The sequence below is a fragment of the Pseudanabaena sp. BC1403 genome (genome assembly GCF_002914585.1).
Lineage (GTDB): Bacteria > Cyanobacteriota > Cyanobacteriia > Pseudanabaenales > Pseudanabaenaceae > Pseudanabaena.
Map to the genome: position 1 here is coordinate 65,734 of NZ_PDDM01000006.1, position 17,376 is coordinate 83,109.

A 17,376-nucleotide genomic window follows, 5' to 3' on the forward strand; every position below is an offset into this window, starting at 1 on the left:
AGCTATCTCTTACATTGCTATATATTCTGCTGATACCAAAAAAAAACAAAATGGCTACGCCATTTTGTTTTTTTCAACCCTTACTGGGTTTGGTTTTTAATTCACGAAAGTGTTGTCACACTTTTGTGAATTGGCATGAAATGTATATCAGGATATAAAGCCACAAATGGAGTAGCGGCGCTAATCTATTTGTGGCTTTGATTTTGTCCTAATACCAATTCACAGAAGTGTTGTCATACCAAAGCACAAAGTGGCGTAGCCATTTTGTGTTTTGGTATTGCATAAATTGCTATAGCTATCTCAATTAAAAGCGCGATAAAAAATTACCGTTATTGATATTGTGTAAAGACTTGCGCAAAGCCATCATTTACAGACCAATTGCAGATGACATTATCCAAACCACACAGCGTTTGCTAGCGACTAAAAGCCTATTAAGAGATCACTCTGGTGCTACTCAGAAGTTACAGGTAACTTTCGGTTGCTTATTGGTCGAACCAGCGAATCGTATTCATTGAGCCTAGAAATCAGTTTACAAGCCTGTTCTTAAAAAATCAGTAGTCCTCCTTATGAAACTAATTCTGGGATTTGCTGGGATTTTGCTGAAATCAAGCTTTCAACAAACCTAATTTTTATAATGAGAATTGCTGTTAAAAAATAATAGGGCTTTGTCTATTCCTCGTTTTGTGTTAGCTTAAATAGACTCAATCTCTAAGGGGTACAGTAGGTTAAAATGGCTAAGCGCCGCAATCAGAAAAAAGAAAAAGCTCTTCGCAACCAAGCGTATGCGCGTAAGTTTCGTAAGCGCACCCCTATGGGTCGCTTTGGACGTAGAAGACCAATGGGCAGCTATAACGATCCTGAAGATTCTGAATCCAATGGAGCAGCCGATACTGGTGCTGCCGATACTGGCGCTGCTGATACTGGCACTGGTGGCAATAAATTCTAATTTGAATTCTGGTTATTATATTCCAGCATTCTACAGATCATGACCACAAGTTTTGCCCTTGCTTTACATACAACGACTACCAAATTAGAGCTTGCGATCGCTGAACTTAACCCAAATTCTGATCGCAATCCTCAAATCTATAGCATTCACAAGCAGCAGTCATGGGAACTAGGCAGAGAACTATCTCTACAGTTACATGACTGCTTAGGTTTGTTTGTGGGTGACCGCGCATGGACTGATTTTGCTTTTTTAGCGATCGCCACAGGTATCGGTAGTTTCACTGGCACAAGGATTGGCATTGTTGTTGCAAGGACAATTGGCGAGCAATTAAATATCCCTGTATATGGGATTGATTGCCCGACAATTGTGTCTAGATCACAGCAGTCTACTCCAAACTTATCTCTGAGCGAAAGCTTGTTAGCGATCGCTCACGATCAATGGCAAGCACGAATTTATCCTAGTTGGCAAGATGCTTTGCCAATCTATGAATAAAAAGCAGAAGGGACGCTATGCGTCCCTTCTGCTTTTACGTATCTCAAAGTGATAGAATAGCAGTGCTAAAAGTACATAAAATTTGAATTTTCTTAACTAGCGATCGCTCGTTAGAACTAGAGGGGAACCATTTTATTACCTAAGCAAAACCCACTTAAGACGGTAGTTATTCCCAGCTTGACCTATGCTTCAAGACGCGATCGCCATTCGTCATTATCAAAAGATTACCGACTCTCTAGTCGAAATGTCAGAACGTGGTTATCGTTCAACCGACGAAATGAGACTTTTTTTAGACGGTTATCTCTCGGCTCTGCGCTTTACTAATGCTGTAGAAGTCCATCATATTCACCGTCTTGAAGAAGAGGTAATCCGATTTCTATATGATTCCTCCAACTTTGCATCTCCTTATGAGTTTGAGTTAGAGGTTGAACGGGGTGAAAGATAAACGCTATGGCGAATGCCTGCTGTAAGCGGAGTTTGAAAGCGATCTTGCTTAACGACTTGTAGCCCTTGTTGCTCACAAAATATATCTAGATGTTCACTCTCTTCGGGTAACCATTGACCACGATAGAGTACTGCTGTGCCGCTTTTTTTGAGAAACGGTAATGCATAATCAGCACAAATATCTGGTTTGCCTACAGCTCTTACAATGGCTAAGTCATACTTTTTTTTATAATCTGAAAGCCTATTAATATCTTCGCTACGTCCTGCTAGGGCGATCGCATTAGATAATTGCAAAGTTTGAATTGTTTCTTCGACAAAGGCAACCTTTTTTTGTTTGCTATCTAGCAAGGTGAATTGCCATGAAGGCTTGGCGATCGCGATCGGTAAGCCAGGAAATCCTGCCCCTGTTCCAATATCAATTACCTTAATATTTTCAAGATCCCAAAAAGCTAATACACCACGTAAAGAATCCCATAAATGCTTTTCCCAAAAATCATCGGCAGCTGTAATCCGAGTCAGATTTTGTTTGCTATTGCCTTCCAGAACAAGTTCGTAAAGCTTTTCAAATTGATCGATTTGATCAGGGTTAGGCGACCATTTAAGGGTAGATTGCCAATGCTGGAATAGGTGGGAAAAGTGGGGCATAAAAAACATTAAGTAGAAATAGCGCCAAGCGCGATCTCTACTTTACTAGCGATTGCGAGATCTCTCATTCGATGTTTGTTGAATTTCGACATTATGACGATAAGATCAAAGAAACATTAAGATTCATGTAGCATTGCTAAGCGATGATAGATGAAGAGCTTCGTGCAGGGCTATCACTCATAGGCTGCTACCGATATAACAAAAAAATATAAAAATATAAGAGGATGAAAACTCATGTCCGAAGAAACTAAAGTGCGTACTGCTTTTACAAAAGATGAGCGCGGCATCTTAAATAATTGGGCGATCGAACCCAAGATGTATTTTGATGACAAAGTTGAGAAGAAGGGTGAACAAAAAGGCGAAGATCGAAGGGAAGAGCCTTTGGGTACTGCAAAACTCCTAAATGGACGATTACCAATGATTGGGATTACCTTAATTGTTTTGGCAATTATTGGGATTACCTTAATCGCCATTGCATAGGTGGCTACTGGTAAAGAATTTTTACAAATTATCGGGTTCTAAAAATGGGGGAAAGCTTGGCTTTGCCCCTGTAATTATAGTGTTATGACAACTCCGCAAGATCCAATTCAGTTCTTAACCCTTGAAGAAGCCCATGCCGTAAACGGTGCGATGCTTTCAACTATGGAAAAATTTATGACCCGCATCACCATTTCTGCAATGCGGCTCATTACCAAAATTGCTCAGGAATTGAATATTCACGCTGAAGAGATCAGAGCTAGCCAAATCGTGCAATGGATTGAGCATGATTCCCAGATTCGTAAAGAGCAAGGTGAAGATGCTGCATTTTTAAAATGGACTTCACCGCATCCTGATTTAGATTTTGAAGACACTCGTCAGGATGAAGTTACACCTGCCAATCTCTCTAGTCATGAGAAATTTCTCACGCGCATGGTCATTTCGGCGATGTCAGCATTAGTTGCGATCGCGAAAGATTGCGGCTCGCATATAGAAGATTTGACCGTAGCACAAATAATTTCTTGGGTGGAACGTGATGCCAAAGTTAAGCGCGAACAAGGTGTCGAAGCTGCATTTTTGTCTTGGTAGTATGAGAAGAGTCGAAGCTTTCACTAAAGATTTACAGAATTAGGGTTTACAGATCGCTAGGATTGAGTTTTTCATATTTCTCAAAAGGCTGATGAATCCAAGGATTGTCCGCCAAAAAATCCACATAATAGTCGGGCTTAGCGATCGAGCATTCTTTGAACCATAGAACCGCCGATCTCACTTCAGTAATTGCAAATTCTTCATGCTGTTGCAACCATTCCAAGATCCTCGCTAGAGTCACACCTGAATCGACTAAATCATCCACTAGCAAAATCCTTTTGCCAAGTGTCGCCGTAGTCATGGTGATATTACTAGCGATCGTCAAGTTGCCTCTTTCCTGAAAATCTTTGCCACCATAGGAAGAAGTCGAGAGAATGGCGAGGGGTTTGTCGTAAATCCGCGAAAGTACATCACCAATACGTAAGCCGCCCCTAGCAAGACAAAGAATTTGATCGAATTCCCATTGGGATTGATGAATTTGGGCTGCCAATCTCTCGATGTTGGCGTGATATTCTTCCCATGAAACGTAAAGATCTGACATAGTAGGAGAGTTGGGTTGTAGCCCAGAAATTAAGTGGCGTTAATTCGTAAAACCACCTAATTTTTGGTTTTTAGTAGGTTACTTATAGTATCAATTAGTACAATCAATTGGACTTGTCGAAAAGTAAGCATTAGACTGGAGATAGTTGAAAATCAGATAGGGAGACAAGATCGTGGTAGATGCTGTTGAGAGTCCTTCTATTGTAAATGTTGCAGAGAAGTCGATTGAACGCCGACTCACTATCCAAGTTGCCGAAATTGCGGCTGACACGACCACAATCCGATCGCTTGATTGGGATCGCGATCGCTTTGATATCGAGTTTGGTTTGCAAAATGGTACTACTTATAACTCTTTTATCATTCGTGGCGAAAAACTTGCGTTAGTCGATACATCCCACGCCAAGTTTCGTGAACTATATCTCAAAACTCTCCAAGGTCTAATTGATCCTGCACAGATTGATTATTTGGTAATTAGCCATACAGAGCCAGACCACAGTGGCTTAGTAAAGGAAATATTGTCCTTAGCCCCCAATGTCACTGTGGTGGCGACCAAAGTGGCTTTGCAGTTTCTGGGTGAGCTGATCAATCAGCCGTTTAAGCAACAAGTTGTCAAAAATGGCGATCAAGTTGATCTGGGCAATGGTCATATTTTGCAATTTGTGAATGCACCAAATCTGCATTGGCCAGACACAATGATGACCTTTGATCTTGGCACATCAATTTTGTATACCTGCGATATTTTTGGAATGCATTATTGCAGTGATGCTGTTTACGATGAGGATTTAAAAAGAATTACGCCAGACTATCGCTTTTATTACGAATGCTTGATGGCTCCCAATGCGCGATCGGTAATTTCGGCGATGAAGCGGATGGATGATTTACCGCAAGCGGAAATCGTCGCAAATGGTCATGGGCCTTTGCTGCGCTATAACATCAAAGAACTGACCGAAAACTATCGCCAATGGAGCCAAGCACAAACTAAGGGCGAAACTAATGTAGTAGTTTGCTATGTGTCCGACTATGGCTATTGCGATCGCCTATCGCAGGCAATCGCCCGTGGTATTGCCAAAACTGGTGTGGCTGTGGAAATGGCAGATCTCAAAGCGATCGATTTACAGGAATTGCGTGAACTGGTCGGTCATGCGGCAGGTTTAGTCGTCTGCACACCGCCAGCAGCCAATAGTCATGTGGAAACGGCGATCGGCGCAATTCTTGCCGCAGCTAGTGAGAAGCAAGTAATTGGTCTGTATGAACCGCATGGAGATCAAGATTCCTCTATCGATTTGTTAAATAACAGATTTAAAGATTTGGGCGTTGTCACCGCGTTTCCAGCGATTCGGGTTCGCGAAAATCCGAACGAGGCAATCTACCAAACCTGTGATGAAGCAGGTACTGACTTGGGGCAAATGCTAACTCGTAAGCAAAACATCAAACAACTAAAAGCGATCGATGCCGATCTTGATAAAGCTTTAGGACGTTTAGCAGGTGGTTTGTATATTATCTCAGCCGCCAAAGGTGGTGCTCGCAGTGCGATGTTAGCTTCTTGGGTGGCTCAAGCCAGTTTCAAACCTCTCGGCTTTACCGTTGCCGTCGCAAAGGATCGGGCGATCGAGTCGTTTATGCAAGTAGGCGATCGCTTTGTGTTAAACGTTCTCGAAGATGGTAATTATTCCAAACTGATGCAGCATTTTCTAAAACGATTTGCTCCAGGGGCAGATCGCTTTGAAGGTGTCAAAACCCAATTATCGTCATTTGGCGCACCAATCCTCACTGATGCCCTAGCATTTATGGAATGTGAAGTGATAAGTCGGATGGAATGCAGCGATCACTGGATCATCTATGCGATCGCTGAGGAAGGCAGGGTTTCTAAACCTGAGTCTCTCACCGCCGCCCACCACCGTAAAGTTGGTAACCATTACTAAAAAAAGAGGGCGCTTCGCGCCCTCTTTTTTATACTTTACCAAATCGGCGATCTCGTTCTTGATAGTCAACCAGCGCTCGGTGAAATTCACTGCGATTGAAGTCTGGCCAAAGCGTATGGGTAAAATACATCTCCGTGTATGCCATTTGCCAGAGCAGAAAATTACTCAAGCGCATTTCGCCACTAGTGCGAATCAATAGATCAGGGTTATGATTTCCTGCCGTATAGAGATGTTGCTCAAAGAGATTTTCATCAATATTTTCAGGATTAACTTCACCAGCCAAAGTTGCTTCCGCAATTTGGCGACATACCTTCACAATTTCGCGTCGGCTTCCATAGTTGATCGCTACCGTAAAGTGAATCGCCTGATTATTTGCCGTCGCAGTTTGCGATCGCTCAATCTCATTTCGCAAAGATTTTGACAAAGAATCTAGATCACCTACAAAGGAAATGCGTACTCCTTCTCGACACATTTCCTCCAATTCACGGCGCAACATCCGCTCAAATAAAACCATCAAGAAATCAACTTCTTGCGCGGGGCGGCTCCAATTTTCCGTAGAAAAAGCATAGACCGTTAATGCCGCAATTCCCCAATCTTTACAGCAGCGCAATAAATCCTTCAGAGCATCTACACCCTGTCGATGTCCCGCAATTCTTGGCATACCCTTTTGCTTTGCCCAACGTCCGTTACCGTCCATAATTACGGCTACATGTTTGGGCAAGCGTTGGTGATCGAGGTCTAGTGGCAAAGTTTGTAATAGCTTAGCAGTCATTTCTTTTCTGACGATTTTCGACTTACCATATTTTTGAGAATTGAGTTTGACCAGAGCCAATTAAAGCGTGGTACTGTTCTTCCTAAAGAAGTTGGACGATAATTACCAAGTTTAGTTTCTAATATTTCTCGCAGACGACTACTGGAAATCGGACGATCTAAGATGCCATTTTCCGCGATCGCGATCGAGCCTGTTTCTTCGGAAACGACAATACAAAAGCAATTTCTAACGCGATCAGTAATTCCCATTGCAGCACGGTGTCTAGTTCCAATTTCCCGCGAGGCGGCTCGTTCAGAAATTGGCAAAATCACACCAGCCGCCAGAATCCGATCTTCTCGAATTAGGATAGCTCCATCATGTAAAAGCGTCGAAGTTTGAAATATTGTATGCAATAGCTCTTTCGATAATAAGGCGTTAAGTCTCACCCCTGGTACTGAAAAATCGCGATCGTCAATGGGTTCACCCGTCTCAATAATCATCAATGCCCCTGTACGGTTTTGTGATAGTTCAATCACAGCATCATTAATCTCTTCAATTACTGAGTCAACCTCAACAGGTGATCTCCGATTTGTTGGCGGTTGAATTAACGAAAGTAGATCTCCACGTCCCAGCCGTTCTAGAAATCGCCGCAGCTCTGGCTGCAAAATCACTGCCATCGCCACGGCTGCACCAATCAATAATTTATCTAGGACAAAATTGAGCAATCGCATACCAAGGCGATCGCTCAATACGCTAGCAATTAGCAAAAAGATGATCCCCCTCACCATCAATAACGTGCGGCGATCATTGCTGAGAGACAGCATGAGGTAGATCAATCCTAATACCGCAAGGATATCGATCGCCCTCATAATGAATGCAATTGAGTTGATATTAAACCACTGCATTCATCGTCCTCTCATTCACAACTGAAATACAACTACTTCCGTAATCTCTCTGGCAGACAATCTTGACGTAATAGATCCTCACGAGTTTCTCGTTTGATAATTAAACTGGATTCCCCAGTCCCCACAACGACCGCCGCAGGTTTTGGCAACCGATTGTAATTCGATGCCATGCTGTAATTGTATGCTCCCGTTCCGAATACAACGAGAATATCGCCAGATTTAGTCTCAGGCAGTTGAATATCTTTAATTAAAATATCACCTGATTCGCAATGCTTACCTGCGATCGTCACAGTTTGAGACAAGGATGCACTCATGTGATTTGCCACCACAGCGCGATATTTCGATTGATAGGTAATTGGACGCGGATTGTCAGACATGCCACCGTCAACGGTGATGTAGGTGCGAATATCAGGAACAGTTTTGCTGCCACCAATGGTATAGGCTGTCACACAGGTGGAACCGACTAGCGATCGCCCTGGTTCACAAAGCAGCTTGGGTAATGGTAAACCTGATGCAATAAATGCATCAGTTACACCAGCACTTACTGTTTGTACCCAATCTTCAATGCTAGGTGGATCGTCTGATTCCACGTAGCGAATCCCCAGACCACCGCCAATATTTAGCTCTGAAAACTTCAAACCATATTTTTCAATCGCAAGTTTAAACCATTGCACCATCACACCGCCAATATCTTGGTGTGGTTGTAGTTCAAAAATTTGTGAACCAATATGAGCATGGATACCAATGCAGTTAAGGCTAGACGCACTAACAAAAGCAAATACTGCTTCGATTTCATTGGGGTCAAAACCAAATTTACTATCAATATGTCCAGTCTGAATATATTCATGGGTATGACATTCAATCCCTGGGGTCAGGCGCAACATGATGCGTGGTGCAATAAAACTCACTGCAAGGGATTGCTCTTTGGCAAGGAGATCCAAAGTTTGTAGCTCATGCCAGTTATCAACTACGATCGTGCAACCAGACTCTAGGGCATAGCTCAGTTCATCGGCAGATTTATTATTGCCATGAAAATAAATCAAACTTGGCGAAACACCTGCCCGAAGAGCCGTCAAGATTTCACCTGCCGATACGACATCGATCCCCAGCCCTTCAGAGCCAACGATCGCACAAACAGCCAGACAGCTCCAAGCTTTGGAAGCATATAAAACCTGTGACTGTCCTTGATAATGCTTAGCAAAGGCATCCCGATATTGCTGACAAGCAGTTCTGAGGCTGACTTCATCCAAAATATATAGTGGTGAACCATATTGCCGCACTAAATCCACCACATCACAACCACCAATTTCGAGATGATCGCTAGAATTAACTACAGCAGTTAATGGTAGAAGTTGTTGATTTGGCGACAAGCTATTTAGATTCGAAGCATTACTTTTTAGGGGATTCGCCACAACAGTCTCTTGTTTTAGACTGGTTAAAACACTAGTCATGAAGCACCAATAATTTTTTGTAAAACTTTTCTAATATCTATTATAAAAAATAGCGGCAATTTTATTTGTCGCTATTTTTATTAAAGACAAAGATAGTTGCAAAGAAACTATCTTTGCCTTTAATAATCTATTTTTTCTAGGTTTAGAGATCTTTGCAATTCTTCGATTTCATCTTTGTGAGCGCGAACCTTAAGTCTTGTTTCAGGTAAAAGTTGCAGGCTAACTTTGCGCTCGCGCGGTGTACCCCGCCAATAAAACACACCAGCGATCGGTGACAAGAGCGTCAACCACAACCAAAGATTTTCTAGCTCAGGGATTAAAATACCTAAAACTACCCCCAAACAAATTAAACCAACTGCCGCTAGTATTGTCAGAAATATTGCCAAAAAAAGACTTGGTTTGACTTGACCTGAGAGATTGGCAACATCCCGTTCTGGATCAATCTCAACTACTTTGTAAGCTCTTTGTTGAAAATGATCGCGAACTTGCTTCAATAGGTGATCGTCCGTAAGGTTTTCTACAGCAAACAATGCATCAGTTGTGCGATCGCGGATTGAACCACGCAAAAAAGAAATTAACCCATAAAACAACAGGATTGTTAAGAACAGGGTGGAATATATTGTCGGAATAGTTGCAGGCATTCGATCTGAGATGTTATTGGCTTTAGATACAGTCTAATAATCACTTATTATAGGTAGACATAATTAAATATAAAACTCTAAAACCTGTTTCACCCGCTGCGCGGGCGAAACAGATTTGGGTTTTGTTTTTTAATTATGCCAATTATGCCAATGTACTTACTCAAATTTTTTAATTTGATATATTATCTTGATTTTGATATAAACATTAACGATTAAGGGCGTAAAGATTAAAGCTACTTAGGTAAAAACAACGATGACTGAATATCCTAAAGCTACCTATGTAGGCAAGTATGTCGATGACTCATTTAAACTTGCCAAATTCCTCAGAGTACTCCGCAAGCGCTGGATCGTCATCGTAGCTGTCTCGGTCACCGTATTTGCTGGAAACACTTACTACACATTTACCAGAACTCCGCAATATCGCTCAAGTGCTTCACTCTTAGTCAACTCAACGATCGCTGTATCAGATATCCAACTCCCAGGCTTGCCCACTAGCTCTACGGTTAATCTTGGTACAGAAATCGCTATTCTGAAAAGTCGGCCTTTGATTGAAATAGCCGTCTCCAAGATGCAGCAATCCCCTTCATCTGCTTACAAAGATCTAGATGCATTGACAATCATGAGCGGATTAGACATCCGTCCTGAAAAAGACACGATGGTTTTGCGTCTTACTTATACAGATAGTAATCCCAAACGAGCGCAGGGAGTTTTAAACGCATTAGCTCAAACCTATGTCGAATATAGCTTAAAAGATCGCCGTACTAAATCCAGTACTGCGATTAAATTTATTCAAGACAAACTTCCCCAAGTCAAGCAACAACTGGATAAGTCAGCTCTAGCAGTTACCCAATTTCGTAAGACCTATAACATCGTCGATCCTGACACTTATGCCGCCTCTGTCTATAAAATGCGTGAGGCTCTAGAAAATCAAGCTCAAGACTTACAAATCAAAATTGCCCAAGTCCAACAGCAATATGAAGTTCTTAGTCGTCAAGTTGGTAAATCTCCAGAAGCTGCGATCGGCGGTGCGATTTTGCAACAAGATGCTCCTTACCAATCCTTGGTTAAGCAATTCCAAGAAGTTGAAACTAACTACTTTTTAGAGCGAACTCGATTTCGAGGTGATCACCCTAGTGTTATTGCCCTTAAAGATCGTCGTGATGAACTCTATCGGCTACTGGAGACTCGCGCTCAGTCAGTAGTAGGCGTTAGAGGCAATACAGCAAATATTACCAATGAACCTAATAGCGCGATTCAACAAAACCTGGCCTCTCAGTTATTTGATGCTCAAACTACCCTTGCTGTGAGTCAAGCTCAACTAGAAAGCATCCGCAATGCCCAGACAGAAGTATCTACGGCTTTTTCTAAGATTCCCCAGATTCAACAAAAGTATGTGGAAATTCAAAGACAACTTGCCCTTGATAGCTCTACCTATAATAAGCTCAGCGAAAAACTAGAAGAATTAAGGATTTCTGAAGCTCAAGAGATTTCATCGTGGAAGGTTTTGGAGCCACCACTTATTCCCATCAGACCATCTTCTCCAGATATCGAGAGAAGTTTGATTACTGGAGCAATTTCTGGCTTAGTACTAGGTGTCCTATTTGCCCTGTTACTCAACCGCTTAGATCAGCGGATTCGTGAGGTCGGAGAAGTTAGAGAAATAATTGATATTCCTTTACTTGCCTCAATTCCGATAACAGAAACAGCCTCTTTGTCGGCAATCAACAGTCAAGGTCTATTGCCCACTAGCAGCTACTATGCTTTTAAAGAGGCGCTAGGTTCTCTCGCATTAAATTTGCGCTACTTGGGTACAGACAACATGATGAAAGTAATTGCTTTCACCTCATCTGTACCTTCTGAAGGCAAGAGTACATTGACTTATAATCTTGCCATCATTCTATCGGCTCTAGGATACAGAACTCTTTTAGTTGATGCAGATATGCGAAAGCCAACCGTTCATAAGTTGGCTGGGCTGAGCAATAAAGTTGGTTTGTCTACGGCTTTAGCAACCCCTAGTCCTTGGCAAGATCTGATTCAGGCAGGAGATGATGATGATCGTTTGCACATTTTAACTTCAGGCTCTCTTCCTCCCAACCCAATGCTATTGCTTGAGTCAAATAAAATGGCAGCCCTACTACAAGAATGGCGACAAGAGTACGATTATGTATTAGTTGACACTCCACCTGTAATTGGCATAACTGACGCTCAGTGTTTGACCTCTAAGGTTGACACCTTCATTTTGGTGGCTGCGATTAATCGCTCTACAAGAAGTGGAATTTCCCGAGCTTTAGAGATTTTATCAACAGCTAGGGCTAATGTTTCTGGATTGTTGATTAATATGATTGGCTCCTCTGACAGCGAATATCACTATGGATACTATGATCGTTATTATCTAAATCCTTCAGAAACTGTCGAAGAAGAACCTGATTCGGAAGAGGATTCAGAAGTTGAAGCAATAGAAAGTCCCTCATAAAGGCATAGCAATCTAAGAGATAGCTAGGACAAATCAAAACCCCAATTAATCAAGGCGGAGCTTTGCTCCACCTTGATTAATTGGGGTTTTATGTCCTAAGAAAAGCTTACATTGCTATAGAACCTACACCTACTACCTTCCCATCGAAAAAATAGGTGTTGTATAGCAAAACTTACATTGCTATTGTTACAGTCACTTGTCTTAGGACAAATCAAAACCCAAGAATTGATTGGCGGTGTTTCTCGCCGCCAATCAATTCTTGGGTTTTATGTGCTAGTACACATAGCGACAGTTATATAAAGAGAAAAATAAGTGGTGCGCAGCAAACAAAACATCGATTGTGACGCAAATCAGTTAACGACAGATTTACGACACAATCGATGTTTATAGGAGGACTTAATCAGACTAAGGACATGATTTACAGCATTTTTCGCTTAACACCGAACCAACAGTTTTTTGAATGTATTGCTTTGTAAAACTTTTAAAAACTTTATTATGGTTTATTTAATCAGAAATTGATGTATATATTATTTCTCATAATAATCAGCCTCAGAAAAGCCAGATAAAACTGTTATGGTGCTAATATATTCTAAGCCTGAGATTCATATCTGGTTAATACCATTACCCTAAGTTTTAATCAGATTCTAGAGAATTAAATACCCTTACTGAGTTGGATTTTTAATTCTCTAATTTACCTCTCTAAGTGGCGTTAAAGTTTTGTGAATTAGGATAACTCAGTCTTTCTAAATCTAAACGTATTGCATTTGTCATTTTTTTCAAAAAGTCTTACTCAATATAGCAATCTAGTATGTATAGCGTTTTTGTAAATGAGTACCCAATCATTTACAAAATAAAAAAATCACATTAAGGGGCGGGAGTTTGTACTTTGCCATAGGCAAAATGCAAACAGCTATAGGAAGTGTAATTTAGTGTGAGCTTCCTACAAATATTACAATCTATTAATAATTGGCAACTCTAATTATGAAAATCAGCTTTGGCAAAAGCTAAACTTTGGTTGGCTTTTACCAAAACCGATTTAGTTTTTGCTGTGCCGAAGGCACAGCAAAAACTAAATCGTATCCACAAGGTGAATTACCAATGAATAATTTTAAATTGCCATATATCAAATAAAAGTGTTAGATTTTGAAAACAGCAGTCAGCCTTAAGTTATGCAAAAAAATACAAATTTCGTTTTAGTAGTTGATGACGAGATTGAGATTCAAAGACTCTTTAAGCAACGTTTTAGAAAAAGAATTTTATCTAAAGAACTAGATTTTGTATTTGCTTCAAATGGAATAGAAGCTTTAGAAATCCTGAAAGAAACAAAACATATCTCGATGATTCTTACTGATATTAGGATGCCTAAGATGGATGGGCTATCCTTAATTTCAAAATTAATAGAAATTGATCAAAATATAAAAGCAGTAGTGGTTTCAGCCTATGGAGATATGCAAAATATTCGGATGGCGATGAATTGCGGAGCTTTTGATTTTGTTACCAAACCCATTGATTTTGAAGATTTAGAAATAACAATTGATAGAACATTTGCTTTTGTTTCTCATTTGCGGGAGCAACAAAAACAACTTGAGGAAACTCTTGCGCAGGTGAGGGTGCTAGAAATGAAGGAAATAGCTTTAGCTCATGATAAAGATTTGGCAGAAGCAGCAAATCGCGCGAAGAGTGCTTTTTTAGCCAATATGAGCCATGAAATTCGTACCCCGATGAATGGAGTAATTGGAATGACGGATTTATTGTCAACCACCAATTTGACAGAAGAACAGAGAGATTATGTAAAAATCATTCGTGATAGTGGTGATTCTCTTTTAACTATTATTAATGACATTCTTGATTTCTCTAAAATTGAATCAGGAATGCTCAAGATAGAAAGCCGATCGCTGGTTCTAGAAGATATCATCAGGTCTGTCTATGAACTTTTGAGTAAACAAGCAAATGATAAAAGTCTTAATATTCAATATTCGATACATCCTGATATCCCTCAGAATTTATTCGGTGATGCGGCAAGAATACGACAAGTTTTAATCAATCTTTTAGGTAATGCGATTAAATTTACTCTGCAAGGCAATGTTGCGATCGCGATCGAGCCTCGGCCGATCGAAAATTGCAATGAATTATGCGAATTAGTCTTTGCAGTTGAAGATACGGGTATTGGTATTGAAGTTAATCAGTTAAATTTATTGTTTCAACCATTCACACAAGCTGATTCTTCCATCAGTCGTCAGTATGGAGGAACAGGATTAGGGCTTGCCATTAGTAAGCGTTTAGTTGAGTTAATGGGAGGGACTATTTGGGTCGAGAGTTTGGGGCGAATTGGGGGGAATCCTCCTGATAGTTGGACATTGGATTCTGAAGCTATCCATCAACAAGGATCAGTATTCTACTTTACTCTTATGCTGAGAACAGCACCTACAGAATCCGATCATTCTTCAATATCTAGCACCACTCAACCAATTTTATCTCCTGTAGCTCAAGCAACTACTCCATCAAGCAGTTTACAAGTTCTTATCGCTGAAGATAATCTCGTTAATCAGAGGGTGCTACAACTATTCTTGGAAACACTAGGTTATATCCCAACGATCGCAAACAATGGGTTAGAAGCTTTAGAGGCAATGAAAACTCAAACGTATGATGTAATTTTTATGGACATGCAAATGCCGAAAATGGATGGAATTACGGCTACTAAACAGATTCGTCAAGATTGCGGCCAACAGCCTTGGATTGTGGCTTTAACTGCTAATGCTTTGCCAGAAGATCGCCAATTATGCATAGATGCAGGTATGAATGACTTTATTACTAAGCCAATTCAGATTGAGAATATTGTGAATATTTTTAATAGATATAACAATCCTAAATAGTTTCTAGAAGAACTTTTAGCCAATAAGTTGGAGTCCTCGGCTAAAAGCTCAAGTCTACTAAAGCAGACTAAATAATACTTCTAAGCACCCCGTTGACAAAAGTGCTTTCACACTTTTGTCATATTAAAAAAACAAACCCAGTAAGGTTGTAAAGACACAAAATGGCGTAGCCATTTTGTGTCTTGGTATAAGTCCTGAGTTTGAGAAAGAGCGATCGCTAACAAAAATAACGAATGGGAAATATTGCCTCAAAATCACAGTTGCAATCTTGCTCTGTTATCGGTAGCATAGGGGATAATAAAAAATGTAATAAAACGCAACAAACAAATATATTTTTGCAATATATTTGAGTTTGTCAGTTGACAAACTCAAAATGCATACATGATTAAAGATAGGAAATTTGAGTAAGGAGTGAAACAATGCAGCAGCAGGGCAAACCCCTAACTGTTCCAATCGGTGTGATGGGTGCAGCACAGGGATTTAATCCGACGATACTACTGCTACTGGGTTCGATCATTTTAGGAACTGCATCGACAACAGGGTATTGGGTATGGGGCTGGGCGCACTGGCTCGTATTTGTTTGTAATTTTTCGGCTCTCTATGTATTAGGGACAGTAATTCATGATGCTTGCCATAATGTTGCTCACCCCAATCGCATCGTTAATGCTGCGATCGGGCATATTGCCGCAATCTTGCAAGGATTTGTGTTTCCCGTATTTACTCGCGTCCACATGCAGCACCACGCCCATGTGAATGATGAAGAAGATGACCCAGACCACTTCGTTTCCACAGGTGGCCCATTGTGGTTGATAGCAGCTCGCTTTTTCTATCACGAAGTTTTCTTTTTCCAGCGTCGGCTATGGAGAAAATACGAGCTTTTAGAATGGGCAATTAGCAGGTTGATTGTAGTAGTCACATTGTTTGTGGGCTATCATTACGGGTTTCTTGGATACATGATGAACTTCTGGTTTGTGCCAGCAGCCGTTATGGGACTTTTGTTAGGCTTATTCTTTGACTATTTGCCCCATCGTCCTTTTGTTGAGCGATCGCGCTGGAAGAATGCCAGAGTTTACCCAGGACGATTTTTAAATATCTTGCTATTAGGTCAGAACTATCACTTAGTTCATCATCTTTGGCCAAATGTGCCTTGGTATTATTACGAAAAGACCTATTATCAAATGAAACCTTTGCTCGATGCTAATGGCTCACCTCAGACATTAGGAATTTTCAAGATGCCTGATCTAGCTGGTTTTATATACGATGTTTTCTTAGGTATTCGTTTTCACGGTCATAAACACAAATAAAAAAGGGAGCGCTAAGCGCTCCCTTTTTTATTTAGAAACCCTAAAAAGTAAAGGCGGCGCTTAGCCGCCTTTACTTTTTAGGGGCAATAGCTATAGTGTTTCTAATGAATGATCTAGCTGCATTCTCGTTTCCATTTGCCGAATGAAATAACCTGTCATCATCGCTGAGCCTATTAGTCCAGCTAAATTTTCGCGATCAGTGGTGATGCTGACGTTGAAATGCTGTGGTGGCAATATGCCCAGCAAGTTTTGAATATTTTGGTTGATAATTTGTTGCGCTTCAGGGGTGACGGACTGAGCAACTGTGGCTAAGGTTTCAGGCGATTGATTTTTGAGATAATCGAGTAAAAGGTTGCTGCTGCTGGAGTTAAGTTCGCCTAGGTTAAACATATGTAGGTTCCTCGAATCTTGGATTCGCTAAGAATATCTACATATATTCTTACTGATGCAATCGCTAAGTTTTGAGTAGGAAAACCGTATTTCAACCGAATAGAGAAGTACAAGAGCCTTGGTTATCAAAGCTCTCGTACTTAAAAATCGTCGTCATAGCTGCCGCTACTACTGCTAGCTGCTTCATTGTCTTTGCGAGAGCCAAGTAGATCTAGCCGATCCACTCGAATTACTGGTTTTTGGCGCTCATCACCAGTAGTTCGATCATTCCAACGATCAAATTTAAGCGATCCTGATATGCCAATTAAGCTTCCTTTTCTGACAAAGTTTTTGGCAACTTCGGCAGTTTTGTCCCACATTTCTAAGTCAAACCAATCGGGTGGATCATCGCGATTGCTGGTATTTCGATTAACAGCGATCGTGAAGTTGCAAACCACTTTGCCAGACTCAAAGTATTTAACTTCAGGATCACGTCCTGCGCGTCCAACTAGGTGAACTTTGTTTAAGGTCATAGGACTATTATCAAAAAAGATT

The 17,376-nt window shown here is 40.9% G+C and carries 17 protein-coding genes; 9 read left to right on the forward strand and 8 right to left on the reverse strand.

The window, feature by feature from the left end; translation table 11 throughout:
* Window positions 1-730: 730 nt before the first annotated feature.
* The 3 genes from CQ839_RS07540 to CQ839_RS07550 all read left to right on the forward strand — a co-directional run bounded on the left by CQ839_RS07540 (window position 731) and on the right by CQ839_RS07550 (window position 1,883).
* The gene (locus CQ839_RS07540) at window positions 731-946 is read left to right on the forward strand and encodes a hypothetical protein (RefSeq protein ID WP_103667667.1); all 216 of its coding nucleotides are present in this window, start codon (window positions 731-733) and stop codon (window positions 944-946) included.
* A 39-nt stretch (window positions 947-985) separates the two neighbouring features.
* Window positions 986-1,438, forward strand: a complete 453-nt coding sequence (locus CQ839_RS07545) for a hypothetical protein (RefSeq protein ID WP_103667668.1) — start codon at window positions 986-988, stop codon at window positions 1,436-1,438.
* A 184-nt stretch (window positions 1,439-1,622) separates the two neighbouring features.
* Window positions 1,623-1,883: a DUF6761 family protein gene (locus tag CQ839_RS07550; protein ID WP_103667669.1), complete on the forward strand. Its 261-nt coding sequence runs from the start codon at window positions 1,623-1,625 to the stop codon at window positions 1,881-1,883.
* Here the strand turns inward: CQ839_RS07550 and rsmG are convergent.
* A complete protein-coding gene (gene rsmG, locus CQ839_RS07555) occupies window positions 1,844-2,527 on the reverse strand; it encodes a 16S rRNA (guanine(527)-N(7))-methyltransferase RsmG (RefSeq protein WP_103667777.1) in 684 nt (227 codons plus the stop codon). The genes CQ839_RS07550 and rsmG overlap by 40 nt on opposite strands.
* A 234-nt stretch (window positions 2,528-2,761) precedes the next feature.
* Between rsmG and CQ839_RS07560 the strand changes: the two genes are divergently transcribed.
* Entirely contained in the window at window positions 2,762-3,007 is a 246-nt protein-coding gene (locus CQ839_RS07560) for a chlorophyll A-B-binding protein (RefSeq protein WP_103667670.1), read from the forward strand.
* A gap of 84 nt (window positions 3,008-3,091) precedes the next feature.
* A complete protein-coding gene (locus tag CQ839_RS07565; RefSeq protein ID WP_103667671.1) occupies window positions 3,092-3,592 on the forward strand; it encodes a hypothetical protein in 501 nt (166 codons plus the stop codon).
* A gap of 46 nt (window positions 3,593-3,638) precedes the next feature.
* Here CQ839_RS07565 and CQ839_RS07570 read toward each other — a convergent pair whose 3' ends face one another.
* On the reverse strand, window positions 3,639-4,133 hold the full coding sequence (locus CQ839_RS07570; RefSeq protein WP_103667672.1) for a phosphoribosyltransferase: 495 nt from the start codon (window positions 4,131-4,133) through the stop codon (window positions 3,639-3,641).
* Between the two features lie 172 nt (window positions 4,134-4,305).
* Here CQ839_RS07570 and CQ839_RS07575 point away from each other — a divergent pair, with 172 nt between their 5' ends.
* A complete protein-coding gene (locus CQ839_RS07575) occupies window positions 4,306-6,054 on the forward strand; it encodes a diflavin flavoprotein (RefSeq protein ID WP_258040654.1) in 1,749 nt (582 codons plus the stop codon).
* A gap of 28 nt (window positions 6,055-6,082) precedes the next feature.
* Here the strand turns inward: CQ839_RS07575 and uppS are convergent, their stop codons facing one another.
* The 4 genes from uppS to CQ839_RS07595 all read right to left on the reverse strand — a co-directional run bounded on the left by uppS (window position 6,083) and on the right by CQ839_RS07595 (window position 9,802).
* Window positions 6,083-6,826: a polyprenyl diphosphate synthase gene (gene uppS / locus CQ839_RS07580; protein WP_103667673.1), complete on the reverse strand. Its 744-nt coding sequence runs from the start codon at window positions 6,824-6,826 to the stop codon at window positions 6,083-6,085.
* The gene (gene cdaA, locus CQ839_RS07585; RefSeq protein WP_103667674.1) at window positions 6,823-7,710 is read right to left on the reverse strand and encodes a diadenylate cyclase CdaA; all 888 of its coding nucleotides are present in this window, start codon (window positions 7,708-7,710) and stop codon (window positions 6,823-6,825) included. The genes uppS and cdaA overlap by 4 nt, the downstream gene beginning before the upstream one ends.
* 32 nt (window positions 7,711-7,742) lie before the next feature.
* Window positions 7,743-9,161 carry a diaminopimelate decarboxylase gene (lysA, locus tag CQ839_RS07590; protein ID WP_103667675.1) on the reverse strand — a complete coding sequence of 473 codons (1,419 nt, stop codon included), beginning with the start codon at window positions 9,159-9,161 and terminating at the stop codon, window positions 7,743-7,745.
* 119 nt (window positions 9,162-9,280) lie between these two features.
* Window positions 9,281-9,802: a cofactor assembly of complex C subunit B gene (locus CQ839_RS07595; protein WP_103667676.1), complete on the reverse strand. Its 522-nt coding sequence runs from the start codon at window positions 9,800-9,802 to the stop codon at window positions 9,281-9,283.
* Window positions 9,803-10,055: 253 nt separating this feature from the next.
* Between CQ839_RS07595 and CQ839_RS07600 the strand changes: the two genes are divergently transcribed.
* The 3 genes from CQ839_RS07600 to crtR all read left to right on the forward strand — a co-directional run bounded on the left by CQ839_RS07600 (window position 10,056) and on the right by crtR (window position 16,452).
* The gene (locus tag CQ839_RS07600) at window positions 10,056-12,275 is read left to right on the forward strand and encodes a polysaccharide biosynthesis tyrosine autokinase (protein ID WP_103667677.1); all 2,220 of its coding nucleotides are present in this window, start codon (window positions 10,056-10,058) and stop codon (window positions 12,273-12,275) included.
* 1,169 nt (window positions 12,276-13,444) lie between these two features.
* Window positions 13,445-15,148, forward strand: coding sequence for a response regulator (locus tag CQ839_RS07605; RefSeq protein ID WP_103667678.1), 1,704 nt, complete (start codon window positions 13,445-13,447; stop codon window positions 15,146-15,148).
* A gap of 419 nt (window positions 15,149-15,567) precedes the next feature.
* The gene (gene crtR, locus CQ839_RS07610) at window positions 15,568-16,452 is read left to right on the forward strand and encodes a beta-carotene hydroxylase (protein WP_103667679.1); all 885 of its coding nucleotides are present in this window, start codon (window positions 15,568-15,570) and stop codon (window positions 16,450-16,452) included.
* 90 nt (window positions 16,453-16,542) lie between these two features.
* Here crtR and CQ839_RS07615 read toward each other — a convergent pair whose 3' ends face one another.
* Window positions 16,543-16,842 (reverse strand): DUF760 domain-containing protein, encoded by a 300-nt coding sequence (locus CQ839_RS07615; protein ID WP_103667680.1) that lies wholly within the window; start codon window positions 16,840-16,842, stop codon window positions 16,543-16,545.
* Between the two features lie 140 nt (window positions 16,843-16,982).
* On the reverse strand, window positions 16,983-17,354 hold the full coding sequence (locus CQ839_RS07620) for a single-stranded DNA-binding protein (protein WP_103667681.1): 372 nt from the start codon (window positions 17,352-17,354) through the stop codon (window positions 16,983-16,985).
* Between the last annotated feature and the right edge of the window lie 22 nt (window positions 17,355-17,376).

Excerpts from the sequence above, each read along its gene's own strand:
- cdaA (WP_103667674.1), bottom strand. The coding sequence starts at position 7,710 with ATGCAGTGGTTTAATATCAACTCAATTGCATTCATTATGAGGGCGATC.
- CQ839_RS07545 (WP_103667668.1), top strand. The coding sequence starts at position 986 with ATGACCACAAGTTTTGCCCTTGCTTTACATACAACGACTACCAAATTA.
- CQ839_RS07565 (WP_103667671.1), top strand. The coding sequence starts at position 3,092 with ATGACAACTCCGCAAGATCCAATTCAGTTCTTAACCCTTGAAGAAGCC.
- CQ839_RS07615 (WP_103667680.1), bottom strand. The coding sequence starts at position 16,842 with ATGTTTAACCTAGGCGAACTTAACTCCAGCAGCAGCAACCTTTTACTC.
- CQ839_RS07560 (WP_103667670.1), top strand. The coding sequence starts at position 2,762 with ATGTCCGAAGAAACTAAAGTGCGTACTGCTTTTACAAAAGATGAGCGC.
- crtR (WP_103667679.1), top strand. The coding sequence starts at position 15,568 with ATGCAGCAGCAGGGCAAACCCCTAACTGTTCCAATCGGTGTGATGGGT.
- uppS (WP_103667673.1), bottom strand. The coding sequence starts at position 6,826 with ATGACTGCTAAGCTATTACAAACTTTGCCACTAGACCTCGATCACCAA.
- rsmG (WP_103667777.1), bottom strand. The coding sequence starts at position 2,527 with ATGCCCCACTTTTCCCACCTATTCCAGCATTGGCAATCTACCCTTAAA.
- CQ839_RS07540 (WP_103667667.1), top strand. The coding sequence starts at position 731 with ATGGCTAAGCGCCGCAATCAGAAAAAAGAAAAAGCTCTTCGCAACCAA.
- lysA (WP_103667675.1), bottom strand. The coding sequence starts at position 9,161 with ATGACTAGTGTTTTAACCAGTCTAAAACAAGAGACTGTTGTGGCGAAT.
- CQ839_RS07570 (WP_103667672.1), bottom strand. The coding sequence starts at position 4,133 with ATGTCAGATCTTTACGTTTCATGGGAAGAATATCACGCCAACATCGAG.
- CQ839_RS07600 (WP_103667677.1), top strand. The coding sequence starts at position 10,056 with ATGACTGAATATCCTAAAGCTACCTATGTAGGCAAGTATGTCGATGAC.
- CQ839_RS07620 (WP_103667681.1), bottom strand. The coding sequence starts at position 17,354 with ATGACCTTAAACAAAGTTCACCTAGTTGGACGCGCAGGACGTGATCCT.
- CQ839_RS07595 (WP_103667676.1), bottom strand. The coding sequence starts at position 9,802 with ATGCCTGCAACTATTCCGACAATATATTCCACCCTGTTCTTAACAATC.
- CQ839_RS07605 (WP_103667678.1), top strand. The coding sequence starts at position 13,445 with ATGCAAAAAAATACAAATTTCGTTTTAGTAGTTGATGACGAGATTGAG.
- CQ839_RS07550 (WP_103667669.1), top strand. The coding sequence starts at position 1,623 with ATGCTTCAAGACGCGATCGCCATTCGTCATTATCAAAAGATTACCGAC.